This is a genomic window from Oceanobacillus caeni, from assembly GCF_042678465.1.
GTDB classification, from domain to species: domain Bacteria; phylum Bacillota; class Bacilli; order Bacillales; family Amphibacillaceae; genus Oceanobacillus; species Oceanobacillus caeni.
Genome location: NZ_JBHTKV010000017.1, coordinates 29,873 through 45,024, shown reverse-complemented (window position 1 = coordinate 45,024; position 15,152 = coordinate 29,873). Strand labels below are relative to the sequence as shown.

The 15,152-nt window shown below is 36.1% G+C and carries 14 protein-coding genes; 9 read left to right on the top strand and 5 right to left on the bottom strand.

Annotated elements, in window-relative coordinates; genetic code table 11:
- Nucleotides 1-4: 4 nt before the first annotated feature.
- Nucleotides 5-877: a transporter substrate-binding domain-containing protein gene (locus ACFQ18_RS12475; RefSeq protein WP_047183929.1), complete on the bottom strand. Its 873-nt coding sequence runs from the start codon at nt 875-877 to the stop codon at nt 5-7.
- Between the two features lie 214 nt (nt 878-1,091).
- Nucleotides 1,092-2,243, bottom strand: a complete 1,152-nt coding sequence (locus tag ACFQ18_RS12470; protein ID WP_047183930.1) for an acyl-CoA dehydrogenase family protein — start codon at nt 2,241-2,243, stop codon at nt 1,092-1,094.
- A gap of 226 nt (nt 2,244-2,469) precedes the next feature.
- On the opposite strand from ACFQ18_RS12470, the gene ACFQ18_RS12465 reads away from it, so the two are divergent.
- Both ACFQ18_RS12465 and ACFQ18_RS12460 read left to right on the top strand, forming a co-directional pair.
- Nucleotides 2,470-2,934 carry a flavin reductase family protein gene (locus tag ACFQ18_RS12465; protein ID WP_047183931.1) on the top strand — a complete coding sequence of 155 codons (465 nt, stop codon included), beginning with the start codon at nt 2,470-2,472 and terminating at the stop codon, nt 2,932-2,934.
- A gap of 163 nt (nt 2,935-3,097) precedes the next feature.
- Nucleotides 3,098-3,640: an NADPH-dependent FMN reductase gene (locus tag ACFQ18_RS12460; RefSeq protein ID WP_047183932.1), complete on the top strand. Its 543-nt coding sequence runs from the start codon at nt 3,098-3,100 to the stop codon at nt 3,638-3,640.
- A 102-nt stretch (nt 3,641-3,742) separates the two neighbouring features.
- Here ACFQ18_RS12460 and ACFQ18_RS12455 read toward each other — a convergent pair whose 3' ends face one another.
- The gene (locus tag ACFQ18_RS12455; RefSeq protein ID WP_047183933.1) at nt 3,743-4,072 is read right to left on the bottom strand and encodes a hypothetical protein; all 330 of its coding nucleotides are present in this window, start codon (nt 4,070-4,072) and stop codon (nt 3,743-3,745) included.
- 126 nt (nt 4,073-4,198) lie between these two features.
- On the opposite strand from ACFQ18_RS12455, the gene ACFQ18_RS12450 reads away from it, so the two are divergent.
- From ACFQ18_RS12450 to ACFQ18_RS12435, 4 genes are all read left to right on the top strand, one after another.
- A complete protein-coding gene (locus ACFQ18_RS12450; RefSeq protein ID WP_204798424.1) occupies nt 4,199-5,902 on the top strand; it encodes a sulfate adenylyltransferase in 1,704 nt (567 codons plus the stop codon).
- A 366-nt stretch (nt 5,903-6,268) separates the two neighbouring features.
- On the top strand, nt 6,269-6,544 hold the full coding sequence (locus tag ACFQ18_RS12445; protein WP_047183935.1) for a hypothetical protein: 276 nt from the start codon (nt 6,269-6,271) through the stop codon (nt 6,542-6,544).
- Nucleotides 6,545-6,809: 265 nt separating this feature from the next.
- Nucleotides 6,810-7,211 carry a hypothetical protein gene (locus ACFQ18_RS12440; protein ID WP_047183936.1) on the top strand — a complete coding sequence of 134 codons (402 nt, stop codon included), beginning with the start codon at nt 6,810-6,812 and terminating at the stop codon, nt 7,209-7,211.
- 479 nt (nt 7,212-7,690) lie between these two features.
- Entirely contained in the window at nt 7,691-8,911 is a 1,221-nt protein-coding gene (locus ACFQ18_RS12435; RefSeq protein ID WP_047183937.1) for a dicarboxylate/amino acid:cation symporter, read from the top strand.
- Nucleotides 8,912-8,951: 40 nt separating this feature from the next.
- Here ACFQ18_RS12435 and ACFQ18_RS12430 read toward each other — a convergent pair whose 3' ends face one another.
- Nucleotides 8,952-9,365 (bottom strand): VWA-like domain-containing protein, encoded by a 414-nt coding sequence (locus tag ACFQ18_RS12430; RefSeq protein ID WP_225344071.1) that lies wholly within the window; start codon nt 9,363-9,365, stop codon nt 8,952-8,954.
- A gap of 701 nt (nt 9,366-10,066) precedes the next feature.
- Between ACFQ18_RS12430 and ACFQ18_RS12425 the strand changes: the two genes are divergently transcribed.
- Nucleotides 10,067-10,519 (top strand): nucleoside deaminase, encoded by a 453-nt coding sequence (locus ACFQ18_RS12425; protein WP_047184241.1) that lies wholly within the window; start codon nt 10,067-10,069, stop codon nt 10,517-10,519.
- Nucleotides 10,520-10,764: 245 nt separating this feature from the next.
- Here ACFQ18_RS12425 and ACFQ18_RS12420 read toward each other — a convergent pair whose 3' ends face one another.
- A complete protein-coding gene (locus tag ACFQ18_RS12420; protein WP_047184242.1) occupies nt 10,765-11,607 on the bottom strand; it encodes an aldo/keto reductase in 843 nt (280 codons plus the stop codon).
- 188 nt (nt 11,608-11,795) lie between these two features.
- Between ACFQ18_RS12420 and ACFQ18_RS12415 the strand changes: the two genes are divergently transcribed.
- Complete coding sequence (locus ACFQ18_RS12415; protein WP_204798423.1) at nt 11,796-14,063, top strand: YhgE/Pip domain-containing protein; 2,268 nt, start codon at nt 11,796-11,798, stop codon at nt 14,061-14,063.
- Between the two features lie 141 nt (nt 14,064-14,204).
- Entirely contained in the window at nt 14,205-14,930 is a 726-nt protein-coding gene (locus ACFQ18_RS12410) for a GntR family transcriptional regulator (protein WP_047184243.1), read from the top strand.
- Nucleotides 14,931-15,152 lie beyond the last annotated feature (222 nt).

Below are 15,152 nucleotides of genomic sequence, written 5' to 3'. Positions count from 1 at the left end.
TTGTTTATCTGTCCACAGATTCTAATACTTCGAATAAGTCTCTGCCATAAAATTCTTCACTAAGTTCATTCAGTTTCTTTTCCTCTTTAAGTTGTTTGATTGCTTCATCGTATGCAGCGGCGAACTCTTCTTCATTTAAATTGAATAATGGCCATGTTTTAATCACATCGAATTCATTGTAAACAACATTTTCTACTAAATTATGATATGGACCATCTTCAGCGATAACTTGCTTCTTAAAGGGACCTTCAATGATGACTCCTCCATCTACACGTCCTTCATTCACCCATTGCACCACATCAACAGTGAATTGATCTCCCGCATCTAATTGAACTGGATTGTCAGGGTTTTTTTGATTGTATTCATCAATGACAGTGTATTGTGCATTATTTGCTGCAATTGGTGCCAAAGTCATGCCATTAGAAGCAAAGTCTGATAAGGATTTGATATGTTCATTTTCTTTCTTCAGCACAAGACCGATGCTACTTAAACCAAGAAATTCTTCAGGATAGATAAAGTTTTTTGCCCTTTCTTCTGTCCAGAAAGCATTTTTAACTCCTACGTGATATTTCCCTTGCTGAACACCGATTAGTAAGTCATCGCTAGTTGTCCCTACATATTCAAATTCATATTCTGGTAATAGCTCATCAACTAATTTTAATACCTCAACATCATAACCGGTAGGATTTCCGTTATCATCCAACCAAGAAATAGGTTTAGAGGCTTGGTCGTAAGCTACTTTTACTGTTCTAACATCTGAATCCCCCGAATTGCCTGAATCCGTATTGGATGCATTATCTGATCCACCACAACCTGCTAACAAGGTGATTAAAGCAATTCCTGTTACTATCCCTTTTAGAAACTTCCCCTTTTTCATCTTTACATTCTCCTCATCCACTTTTTATTTTCATATTTATAGAGGTTGTTCAAAAAGTTCAGTGAAAAACACTTCGACGTTTCTCGTTGGCAATTTAGCCGACCTCGGTTCTTTTGAACAAACTTATATAATTAAAAATGAAATTATTATTATAATTTACCCCTGTTTAGTCGGATTAGTGACGAAGTGAGACAAGGGATCTGTCCCTCCGTCTCTAAAATTCAGCAATAGATTTTCCTGCTAATTGCATGATGGTCATATCATCCATAGGCGGGTTATGAAGTCCTGCTCGAACATCACGGTAGTAGAGTTGAAGATTACTTTTCTCTGAAAGACTTCTTGCACCAACAACTCTCATAGCCAAATCAACAACGTTTACAGCCTTGTTTACTACGGATAACTTAACAGCACCAAGTTCTGGTCCCATTGTTGCTTTTGTTTCTTCATTACTTTCATCCCATTTCTTCGCAACGGAGTACAGAAAATGTTTCGATTCTAATATACCAAGTTCCATTTCTCCTAATTTTTGTTTTACATTTGGTAATTCCGAAATAGTTCCTTTAATACTGTTTGGTGAGTAAGTAGTTGCGAACTCTAATGCAGCCTTTTGTGCAGCTTGTGCAATTCCTAAATAGCATGCAGGAATGTGTAAAAGCCAACCAGCAGGTGTCTTATTACCCGGTGTCATGATTTCAACAAGATCGTCTTTTTCCACATGAACATCTTCTAATACAAGGTCGTGACTTCCAGTTCCACGCATGGCAATAGAATCCCATGTTTCATCCACACTTACTCCTTTTCTATCACGCTTGATTAGGAAATTCCCCACATCATCCGTGCCATCAATGGACGCACTCACAATAAAATAACTAAGAATGGGGGATAGTGTTGTAAAAGTTTTTCTTCCGTTGATCACCCATCCGGTATCTACTTCTTTTGCAAAAGTTTCTGGTTTTCCCCCACGGGTAGGACTGCCTGTTGCTGGTTCAGATGCGGCACTATTTAGTAATGCACCCGTTTTTACAACATCACGAATAACAGACTCGTACTTTTCTTTCTTCCAGTTTCTTTTTTCACCCAGTTGTTTCATAAGTCCCATATGCCATCCTATGGAAAGGGCAGTTGATCCATCCGCTTTCCCAATTACTTCTTGGTAGCATAACATTTCATAAAGAGATATTCCTAGCCCACCGTATTCCTTTGGTACTGCTAATGCAGGGTATCCAATTGCTTTTAATTCCTTAAAGTTTTCATAAGGGAATGTTCCATTTTTATCATGGCCTAAAGCGCGTGCGGTAAAAGGTTCTACTGTTTTTGTTAATAATTCAATCCGTTCTTCCATTGTATTTAGTTCTAGTAAATTCATTGTTTTCCCTCCAGTGATGATTTAGTAAATTCAATCTGAATAATTAGAACTATTATTCCATTACTTATTAAACGATTTCATAGTATTTGAAAGAATTAACCATAGTTTGTAACTAGGAATAGTATATTATATGATATAATACTATATATGCAATGGTTTTGTATAGTGGGAATATTTTAAAATAAAGGGGATTATTATTTTTAAAGAAAGTGAAGGGGGATTTTTAATGGATGACAACCAATTTCGAAATGCAATGGGAAAGTTTGCGACAGGGGTTACAGTGGTTTTAACTGAGGTGAACGGGGCAGTTCATGGAATGACAGCAAACGCTTTCATGTCCGTGTCTTTACATCCAAAATTAGTGACTGTTTCGATAAGTGAAAATGCCCGTCTTCTAAATAAAATTAAAAGTAGTAAAGTATTCTCGGTTAATATATTAGCTTCCAATCAAGAAGAATATTCAAGAGTGTTTTCGGGAAAATTGAAAGATGATTTTCGCATAGAATTTGACTATCTAGACGGAAAACCAGTTTTACCAGGATCTTTAGCACAAATAACGTGTGAGGTCACTCAAGAACATACAGAAGGGGATCACATCCTCTTTATTGGAAAAGTGACTGATACTCATGTAGAAGAAAAGAAACCACTTATATTTTACGGTGGGAAATACCATTCATTGGACGATAAGTAATAAGAGGCTAACTATCATGAAGTCGCTCCCACCACTCTAAACAACATAGTTGAAAGAAAAAGCAATTAGGAGTTCCGCAACTCAAAAGTCCGGTGAGTGCCGGAATGCAAAGTTATGCATGAATTTATTAAACATAACAATCATTGGAAAAGGGGATGTAATAGTGAACATTGTTGCACTTGTTGGGAGTATTAGAAAAGAGTCGTACAATATGCAAATCGCAAAAATAATGCAAGAACGTTATAAGGATAAAATGAACATAAAGATAGCAGATATTCGTTCTTTGCCCCATTTTGATCAAGACGAGGAATTAGATCCACCGTCCGTCGTGAAAGACTTCAAACAAGAAATTCTTTCTGCCGATGGGATTATCATTGTAACACCAGAATATAATTGGTCTATATCAGGAGTATTAAAGAATGCATTAGATTGGGCTTCTCGTGGGAAAAGGGTGTTTATGAAGAAACCCGTGATGCCATTAGGAGCTAGTTCAGGAATGGTTGGAACGCTTCGTGCCCAAACACATTTACGACAAATTTTATCTGCACCTGGGATTCAGGCAAATGTTCTTTCCCCAGGTGGCAATGAAGTTCTTATTAATTTTGTTCAACAGAAAATCGAGGAAAATGGCCAGTTAGATGAGGATACATTAACATTTTTAGATAGTGTTATTGAAAAGTTTGTTGATTTAGTCAAATCCAATTAATCTAGTTTACCGTTCAAATCGGACTTCCTACACAAGTACAAACCTGTCATTCGCACATCCTGGATGGTGAATGACAGGTTTTCTAATTGTTCCCGAGGATGTTTAATCCGAATGTTCCATTAAAAATTTTTTATCATCTTTAGATAGAGATTGTCCGTTAATTTGTATATCTTCCTTAAGGAGTGCTTTCCCATCCATCAACATATTTTCCGATAATACACATGGAATTACCCATTTTATTGGTTTTCCTTCTAAATCATAAAATAAATAACCCTCTTTTTCATCATATATAAATGAATTGATTTTCATGTTTGGCGTAATGAATAGTGTTAACTTTTCATTGTCATTCCACATTATTTTAACCAATATTTTTTTCTTTGTTTTCTTTTCAACTAATGCTTTTAAAGTACTTATTGATGCCGATTCTACCATTATAAAACCTCCATAATAGGGTGAAATAATCTCGTTTAACAAGAACAGAGAACTTGTCCACTAGCTCTTATTTTTAGAATATAACAGTTTTTGTTTGAATATACAAAATAGTAGGGAGGGGATATAATGTCTGAAATAAATTTTGCGAGTTTTCCCCAGAAGCCTCATGGTGGAAAATTGGTAAATGGTGTTTTAACGGGAATAGAACTAGAAAAGGCTATGGAGAAAGCGAAGGAACTACCGATGATTATGGTAGACTTGGAGGCAGTTATTACATTGGAAATGATTGCAACTGGTGTTTTATCTCCAAATGAAGGTTTTATGGTTGAGGAAGATTACATTTCCGTTTTAACAGAAGGTCGTCTGAAAAATGGGGTTGTTTGGCCAGTTCCTTTAAGTTTTGCTCCAATTGGAGATCGAAATAAAGAAGTGATAAAAACGTTGTCCGTTGGAGATGAAGTAGTGTTAGCGGATGAAACGAAGGAACCGGTCGCCATTCTTAAATTAGATGATATTTTTCATTATGAAAGAGATTTTCGGGCTACACATCTATTTGGTACGAAGGATCGGAACCATCCAGGTGTAGATTCTATTTATAGAAGGATGGGGGATACGGCTTTAGGTGGGCCAATTCAATTACTTAGAAGGGTGCATTGGGGACCATTTGAAAACCTTAGAATGGAACCAAAGGATACGTGGAAATTGTTTTATGAACAAAAGAAATTTCACTCTGTCGGCGGATTTATTACTGGAGCAAATCCACTGCACCGTGGTCATGAGTATATTCATAGAAATGCACTTGAAGAATTGGATGGTTTATTTGTACAGCCCTTAGTAGAAATGGCGAAACGTGAGTACACAAGGCATGAGTTTCGCATGTTATCTTATCGTAGTGTGCTAGATACGTACTATCCGAAAGACAGAACCGTGCTTGCGCCATTGCGTGTTACGTATATTTTTGCTGGTCCTCGTGAAGCGGTTCTTCATGCGTTAATCATGAAAAATTATGGATGCACACATGCGCTAATTGGCCGCGACCATGCAGGTATTGGAGATTATTATGATAAATATGCAAGTCATTCCATTTTCGATGAATTCACAGCCGATGAGTTAGGTATTGATATTCGATTGTTCCATGAAGTGTTTTATTGTACGCGATGCGATAACCCTGCAACGGAGCAAACATGTCCGCATGGTAAACAATATCGCATAAATATTTCTGGAACTGGAATCAGGGAGCTTCTGCGTTATGGGGTTCTTCCACCGAAAGAAATCGTTCGTCCGGAATCAGCTCGGATTGCGATGCAAGGGGTGCAACCTAAAGGGGTGGATGAGAACAATCAGGCAATTAATCCAGTTGGAAAAACAATTAAAAGTATTTTCCCTTATTACTTAGAATCTTCACGGATTGGAGGGCCGAAGAGAAAAAGTCCTCTAAAAGTTGAAGAATTAACGATTGAAGACTTGGAAAATGTAATTCGTGATGTTCGTACTAATGCAGACCGAGTTTACAAAGGAATATTTGATGAATTTAGTTATGTAACCGATACATTGCGTTCCACTCAAGATGATTGGGTTTCAGAAGCGCGTGAGTCTATTTATAAACAACAGGAAATGGTTGTAGAATATTTGGAAGAAAAAGTGAATAAAGCACCAGAGAAGGCTTCAGATGAATTTATGTATCAAGATCGGGGAGAAGCCCAGCACGAACTTGAAGTAGCACGGAAAATTTTTGATGATATCCCAGCAGCATTACGTGAGAAAGACTTAGAATACCGCATTTGGAATCCATTACTGTACAAGCGTTATCGTGGTAGTGATGAAGAGTAGGGAAAATAGTAAATAATAATGAAAGTGCATGGCAGTATCTACCATGCACTTTCGAAAATGTTAACGCATTCAATTACTTTTACCTCATATTTTCTTGAATGTTTATCTCGCCTCAAACTTCTGGGGAAACAAAGAAGGTAGGTGGGAGGTCAACTGCCCATAATGGCCCAATAATAACTATCAGTATGGGATGAAGGGAAACTCCCACTGATGGAAGTCCCTTTATAATATCTGCCTTTACTTCATGCATTCTTCTAAAATTTATTTGCTTCATCATCTTTTCTAATCGGTCATTTTCGAAGTTTATATTTAACCCAGATGGATAAAATGATTAAAAAATCCTGTGTATTTAAGGAGGCGCTATCCATGGAAGAAACCATCGTAAAGCTACTTGGTTTAGAGGATGATTATAAGCAGATAGATGATGAGACAGAAGAAGTATTTGCTGCCTATTTAGGCGAAAACAATAAGAATCACTTAATTTTTTTGCGAAACGAGCGGACAGATGATCCTATTAAGATGCTAGCTCTAATACCCAAGATTAAACGGAAGTATTTGTATCATAGATTAAACAATGAAATGGGACTAAGCGTTGAGATTAGTCAACGACCTGATAAAAGTATGGATTATAGGTTTCTATAAAAGGATGTACAAAAACTCCGGTGAAAATGACACATCGACGTTGGCTTGCTTTTCCTAGTAAGTCGTGGAATCAAAGAGGCTTTTTCTAGTGCTCAAAGCTACGCCGTCTCGAACTGCGACGCACAGGAAAAGAATGAAGGAAGTCCGACTAAAAACAGCCTTTGTGGCTAACGCCGGCAATATCCGCAATGGACATTGTGCATTTAGCCGACAACAATCCTTTTTGAACACGCATTATTACAACGATGACAAGGACGAATAATCAATGAGACTAACAGGACTTAAAGATGATTTCCTTTTACTATCGAAACAGTCAAACGGACTATCGATATATTCTGGAAAAAAAAACAGTAATATTCTTATTTTTCATCCGATAGAGGAACTAATGAAACCAACTGAAATATTAGATAATATTAATGACGAAGAAAGAAATTATTTGTTTGATAAATTAAATAATGAACATGAATTAGTTGTCTATATTCGGAAATTACCAATTATAAAAAGTTGCTATACCCTGTTTTATCATGTTTTTGATGATGTACTTCGTTTTGTGTTTCATTCCATGCATTATGAGTTGTTGGAATATATAAAAGAAAAAGCAAAACTCCCCAATTTCAAATATACTGTAGTGAAAGACGGTGTTATGAAAGAAGTTCCATATTTTTAATTGGTGAGAAAGTAAAAGACGCTTGGGACGTTTTAAATGCCCAAGCGTCATTCTTTTTGTAAGAATTATAATAAAAAATTATTTTATAAATCATATCATAAGGAAGGCCATTCGGTAGTGAATAAAATTTACTTTATCCCACCTTGAGCTTCTGGGGTAACAAAGAAAGCGGGTGGGAGATCAACTGCCCGTAAAGGCCTAATAAAAAAGACAAAAAGATGTTCTATTATATCTTCGTTTTTCGTATTAATATATAATATTCACAATACATGGCCTGGTACACGCTACATTCATGTTTAGTTGCTGCTGGAATTGTAACCGCACTCAAGTCAGTGCGGGGAATGAATTCAATTCAACTAATGAAGGGAGGTGTACTTTTTTATTTAAAGAAGTTATAAAAAAGTTAACTAAGAAAACGTCCATTAAACTGCCATTCTGGTTAAATTCCCAATTTTGTTATAACGAAAGGTGGTAGTAAAATGAGTTTAACCAAAAAGATTTTAATTGCCCTTGTTCTTGGTGTGGTAACGGGTATCATATTAACTTTTGTGCCAGAAGCTGTTTTTTCTAAATTAGATACGTATCTTTTAACTCCAGTTGGTCAAATATTTATTAATCTAATCATGATGCTTGTAGTACCAATTGTTTTTGTTTCCATCGTTCTTGGGACAGCTGGTTTAGGAGAACCGGCAAAATTGGGGAGAATTGGAATACAAACGATTACTTTCTTCCTTGTAACAACTGCCATAGCATTATGTATTAGTCTAGCGTTAGCATTTGCTATTAAACCCGGTACTGAAGGGGTTTTTGATGTAAGTATCGCGGATTATGAAGTAAATGAAGCCCCTCCAATTATGGAAACGCTCGTAAATATTATTCCAACGAATCCGGTTTCTTCTATGGCCGCTGGTGATATGCTACAAATTATTGCCTTCGCTATCTTTGTCGGAATTGCTCTTGCCATTTTAGGAGATAAAACCAGCGGGATTCACCGTTTATTTAATCAAGCAAATGAGGTTTTAATGTACCTGGTGAACGTAATTATGAAAGCAGCTCCATATGGTGCGTTTGCATTGATTGCTTCCGCGATTGGGGGAGCGGGTTTAGATGCCATTGGATCGATGGGTGCATATATGGGGACTGTTATTTTAGGTCTGTTTATTCATGCGGCTGTCACGTATACGATAGCTATTTGGTTTCTTGGTAGGGGAAATCCGATAACTTTTTATAAAGGATTCTTTCCGGCGATGTCGGTTGCTTTTAGTACTGCTAGTTCAAATGCAACTTTACCAATTTCCATGAAAGCGGCCCAGGAGAATCTTGGAGTTAGTAAAAGTATTAGTAGTTTCGTCCAACCATTGGGGGCTACTGTTAATATGGATGGAACGGCTATCATGCAGGCAACAGCTGCAGTATTTATTTCCCAGGTCTATGCTATACCTCTTGATTTTACCGACATTATTTTGATTATTATTACTGCTACTTTAGCTAGTATTGGAACTGCTGGTGTACCTGGTGTTGGATTGATCATGCTTGCCATGGTTCTCACACAGGTTGGTCTCCCAGTGGAAGGGATTGCGCTCATTATTGGTATTGACCGTTTATTGGATATGCTTAGAACTTCTTTAAATATAACCGGGGATGCTGTATGTGCCTATATTATTTCGGAAAATGAAAAACGTAAAGGTAAAGTTAGTTAAATGAATAAAGCCGCCTTATTTAAAAGGCGGCTTTATCCTATTAAACCAAATTCAATGTTTTTCCAAACGGAACTTGTGGTTTAAATTTGTCTGGAATTAACCAAATCACTTCATAGTCAATTTTTAGCTCATCCCAAAAATATCCGGTGACATCTGTAATGTAAAAGAAAGTTTCAATCCCATTTTCTTGTCCCCATTCTAATGCCTCCGTATAGGAAGCTCTTCCATGCGTATGAAATGTAATGTTTTTTGCTTGTTTTGTGTCTGTTACTTCTCTAAGTTTAAAATCAGCTAAAACGAGAGGAGTCTCTGCTCTCACTTGCTCAAATAATTCAATGATTTGACGTATTGTTTCAATTGGGTATTCGTCTGTGGATACATCAACACCTAGAGCAATTTTCTTATCCTGTGATTTGTTGATTAAATCTAATAATTGCTTTTGCCATTTCAACATTCCCACCGTCCTTATTCATGATGTAAACAATTGTATTATATGGAGTAATTTAATAGTTAATTGTGGAAAAAATATCTAATGTCTCGATTGGTTCAAGTTAGCACCGTGATACGTTATTGGAATATTATTTTTGTCTAATATTGATTCTAATTGTTTATAAGGCGAATAACTTAGAAACAGTGAAAAAAATCCTTCATCAAGTCAATGAAGGACGGAATAACCTAAAAGTACAATGGAAAGCCCTTCAATAAACAGATGAGGATATTTAGTATCTTTATTAGATGATGTTCAAAAAAACCGGTGAAAATGACATGCCACTAAAAAAGGAGAGGCGTGAGTTGGGCGCAAAGCCCGTTTTTAGTCGGCCTTCCTTTAAAAAAGTTCGTTGGCTTGCTTTTCATCCTCTTTTTTGAAAACACACTATCAGATATTAAAAACAATGTTTAACTATAAAGTTTATTACATGGTAATATAAACTACTCACTTTTTATTATAATACTTATTGGGCAGCAATTCCACCATCCATTACTAATTCTGAACCAGTACTTAGCTTGATTCATCGGAAGCAAGATTTAAAATAAGATTGGAAACTTCTTTTTCTAAAGGCGTATATCATTAATGCCTTATGAATAAGTTGCTTTCTTTTATGGATGGTTTTTAGTAGTTTATTAATAAGGAATGAATACAAGGGAGGGTTTAGTATGGATAAATTTATGAACCGAGCAGTGGAGTTAGCACTTCAAAATGTAGAAGAAGGTGGACAGCCTTTTGGTGCAGTCCTTGTAAAAAATGAAAAAGTGATTGCAGAAGGAGTCAATGAATTACACAAAAGACATGATGTGAGTGGACATGCAGAGTTACTTGCGATTAGAAGGGCGCAAGAGAAGTATCAGGTAAATGATTTGTCAGGGTTTACGATGTACGCAAGTGGGGAACCCTGTTCGATGTGCTTAACAGCGATGTATTTTGCCGGAATAGAAAAGATTTATTATTGCCAATCCGTTGATGATGCGATGGCAGTTGGACTAGGTAAATCTAGTTTCATTTATAATGAATTAAAGAAACCAAAGGAAAACAGAGAAATAAAAATGATACAAGTTCCACTAAAAGAAGCTCAAGAAAACCCGATGAAAAATTGGAAAGCAAAACAATAAATAGGAGAGGGAAGGTTAGGCGTAAATACACCTGTCCTTACTTCTTCTCCATAAGCACAATATAGATATTCGCCAATCTAATACCGAGTGCCAAATTAAATCGAACAACCTTTATCCACCTAAATGGGCAGTAAGACTCCCACTTCAAACTTCTTAAGAAGGTAGGTGGAAGTCATACTACCCATAAAGGTCCGATAAGTGGGGGATGAAGGAAAACCCCACTGATGGTTAGTCTTCTTCATTGCTTAAAACTCTTCGTAAACGGCTGGGTCTTGATTTTTAAGTCTTCCATCCGCACGTGTTAACTGTAAGATGGTGTTCATTTCATCATCATCTAAAGCGAAGTCAAATATGCTAATATTTTCAAGTTGTCGTTCAGGTGATGAAGATTTTGGAATGGAAACTGCTCCAAGTTGATAATGCCAGCGTAAGATAATTTGCGAAATGGTTTTAGAATGGTTGTCGGCAATTTTTCGCAACGTTTCATTACGGAAAACATCATTTGCGCGTGCTAATGGACTCCATGATTCCGTTACGATTCCGTGTTGTTCGTGCCATTTTCTTTGTTCTTCTTGATTGAAAAATGGATGTAACTCAATCTGATTGATGCTTGGTTTCACGCCAGTTTCTTTTTCAAGTCGTTCAAGATGTTCTGGTAAGAAGTTACAAACGCCAATCGAACGAATCAGACCCCATTTCTTGGCATCGATTAATGCCTGCCATGCTTCTACATAAACATCTTGTTTTGGATTTGGCCAATGAATTAAATATAAATCGTAATAATCTAGATTTGCTCGATATAGAGATTCTTGAATAGTAGTGACAGCTTTTTGGTATGAATGATAACGACCTGGTAGTTTTGAAGTGATTCGTAGATCTTGTCTTGGAACAGAACTCTTCCGAACCGCTTCTCCAACGGTACCTTCGTTTTCATAATTATAGGCTGTATCAATTAAGCGATAACCGATATTTATCGCACTTGAAATGGCAGCGGCCCCATCACTCCCGTTAAGCTTATACGTACCAAATCCAATAGATGGTATCGTCATTCCATCATTTAAAGTTATTTCTGGTATGGACAAACTCATACATGAACACCCCTCTTTTTTATTGTAATCACTATAAATAGATTATCACCTCCCACATTATCATGACAATTATTTTGCAGGATATAGAAATATTATAGTAGAAAAGCGTCACAGAATTTGTGAAAGTAAATGTGCGTTGCTATAATTGTATAAGTTTTAGGGGAAAATAACGAAAAAGGAAGATAGATATGAAGGCTATTTGGAAGATATTTATAACGGACTTGAAAAATATTGGTACAAACTGGGTTGCTATGGTTCTTATCGGGGGATTAATCATTTTACCTTCACTTTATGCTTGGTTTAATATAGCAGCATCATGGGATCCATATGGCAATACCGATCAAATTCCAATTGGTATTGTGAATGAAGACGAAGGCGCAACGGTTCGTGATCAAGAAATTCATGCCGGTGATGAAGTAGTCAAATCGTTGAAAGAAAATCGCTCACTGGATTGGAAGTTTGTTGACCGCGAAAAAGCCATGGATAAGTTGGAATATGGGGATTATTTTGCAGTCATTGTGATACCAAAAAACTTTTCAGAAAGTCTTGGTACAGTTATTAGTGACCAACCAGAAAAAGCAGACGTAGAGTATTATGTAAATGAAAAGATTAATGCCATTGCACCTAAAATTACGGAAAAAGGTGCAAGTGCCATAGTAGAGCAGGTAACTAGTAATTTTATTTCTACAGTAAATGAAATTATCTTTGAAATATTCAATGATTTAGGAGTTGAAATTGAGAAAAATCTTCCTGATATAGAGAAATTTGAAGATTATCTATTCACATTGGAAAAAAACTTGCCAGAAATCCATGATAAATTGAATCAAACGTCAGAAGATGCAAATAGCGCAGGTGATTTAATCAATAAGGCTCAAGATGTGTTACCAAGAGCAAAAGAGGTAACATCAAGTGGGCTTAAAACGATTGATAATACGACAAACTTTTTGAATCAAGCTGAGGATCGCTTGAATAAAATCTCTCCACAAATTGATAAGGATTTAGAAAAAATTCAAAAGATGGTATCAGACACCAATTCATTTGTTCATGAAATCGATACATCCTCTATCGAATTTGGTGAGGAAAAGCAAATAAGTGATTCCATAAATAGCCAAATTGAAAAGACATTGCAATCGATTGGTACGATAAAGGGAGCACTTAAACAGGTGCAAGAGCAGAATATTTCCAATGCACCATCAAATGAACAGGAAAATCAGCCTGATGAAGGAGAAAATGAAGAAGAAAACGAAAATGAAACGGAAAAAGAAACGGAAAACAATATTCAGGTGAATCCTAATCAAGAAACGATTAACAAAGCGATCAGTGAATTAGAAAACATGGAGCAACAATTAACCAACTTGCAAACACAGGGAAGTGAAATCAAATCCTTAGCAGAAAAAAGAAAAGGGCAAGTAGAAGAAGCTTTTTCATCCATAAAGGAACGTGCGGAAACGGTTAATGAACGTGTGGATGCTTTTGTTAAAGAATATAAGGAAACGATTGAACCGACTGTAAGAAATGAAGTAGCAAGTGCAAAACAAACACTAACAGAAGCGAGAGAAATTTTAGTTGGTATTCAGTCAACGATTCCTGAAGTGGAAAGTATCTTAAACCGAACAGAAGGTAATTTGGGGGATGGAAAAGAAACCTTGAATAAGGTTCTTGGAGAATTTCCTTATATAAATGATAAGGTAAATGAATTAGCGAATCGAATACGAAATATACAAAAGGATACCGATATTAACGAAATTATTCAGCTCCTCCAAAACAACCCAGAAGCTGAAAAGGGATTTTTTGCGGAACCTGTTGTACTTAATCAACATAAAGTTTTCCCTATAGAGAATTACGGAACTGGTATGACCCCATTTTATACCGTATTATCTCTGTGGGTAGGTGGTTTGCTATTAATTTCATTAATGTCAACAGAAATCCATGGTCCACAGGCGGAAAATTATACAGAAAGACAAATTTACTTTGGTAGATTACTTACATTTCTGAGCATAGGACTTTTCCAAACGTTAATTGTAACTTTGGGAGATCTCTATCTCCTAGATGTAAATATAAAAGAACCACTTTGGTTTATCCTGTTTGGAATATTATGTAGCGCTGTGTTTGTTACGATGGTGTATACAGTAGTTTCCGTTTTCGGTGATGTAGGAAAAGCAATCGCCATTATCATGTTAGTACTACAAATTGCTGGATCAGGTGGAACATATCCGGTTGTATTACTTCCTAAATTCTTCCAAGTGATTAGCCCATTCTTACCATTTACGTATGCTGTGGGAATTATGAGAGAAGCTGTAGGTGGAATTGTTTGGGAGAAAGTAGCTCATGATGTAGTATTTCTTGTTATATTCGCGATACTCGCCCTAATATTAGGAGGAGTACTTAAAAATGCAATCAATAAGACGACACATGTGTTAGGTGAAAAAGCTAGAGAATCTGGACTCTTTCACTAAAGAAAAAAGTCAATGGTGATAAAAAATCATCATTGGCTTTTTTTACATTTAAAAGTCTAACAAAATCTAGAAGTGCCACTAATCAGCTTGACGCGTTTTATAAAAAATGTAAAATGAGAAACATAAAAGGAGTGGGAAGGTATGAACAACTATAATTTTCAAACACCACGTTATCTTGTGGTGATTGAACAAATAAAGGAAAAGATCAAAGAAGGAAAGCTCGAGGCAGGTGAACGTTTGCCTTCTGAAATGGAGTTGGCAAAGGAATTAGGTGTTTCGCGTAACACACTACGAGAAGCTTTACGGATTCTAGAAGAGGAAAATATCATTATCCGTAAGCATGGGGTTGGGACGTTTGTGAATAATAAACCCATATTCTCCGGTGGAATAGAGGAGTTATTTAGCATTACAGATATGATAGAAAGACAAGGGAAAAAGTCTGGAACAGAAATTCTTTTTACGGGTTATGTTGATCCACATGGCGATGACATTAAGGAATTAAACTTGGAGAAAAATGAACAAGTATTTTTAGTTAAGCGAGTTCGAACAGCGGATGAGATACCGCTAGTTTATTGTATTGATAAAATTCCAGCGAATTTACTTGAAAAAGGGTATAAATTAAACCAGGAGTCAATACTATTATCGCTAGAAGAAGTAGGGATCACGATTAGTTATGCAAAAGCAGAAATAAAAACAATGAGCTATAATGAGGAAATCTCTGATATTATGAATTGTGATCAAGACACACCACTCTTAATTTTGCGTCAAATTCATTATGATTTAGATCATAGACCAGTTCTTTACTCCATTAACTTCTTTAATTCTAATCAAATATCATTTAATGTATTGCGCAAACGTAACATTTAGGGAAAAAATCTAGTTAAAGAATAACCAAAGAAATGTCAGAAAGAATTTTTAATCGTAAAATCCACAACAATATTCGACAATATTTTAAAAAACAATTGACTTGTTGGACGTCTAACCTTACAATGGAATTGTAATCAATATGAAAGGGATTACAGTGTAGGTTTTATGTTGGACGTTCTATCTATTTTAGGAAAAAATAAAATATCCAATAATCGAAAGAGG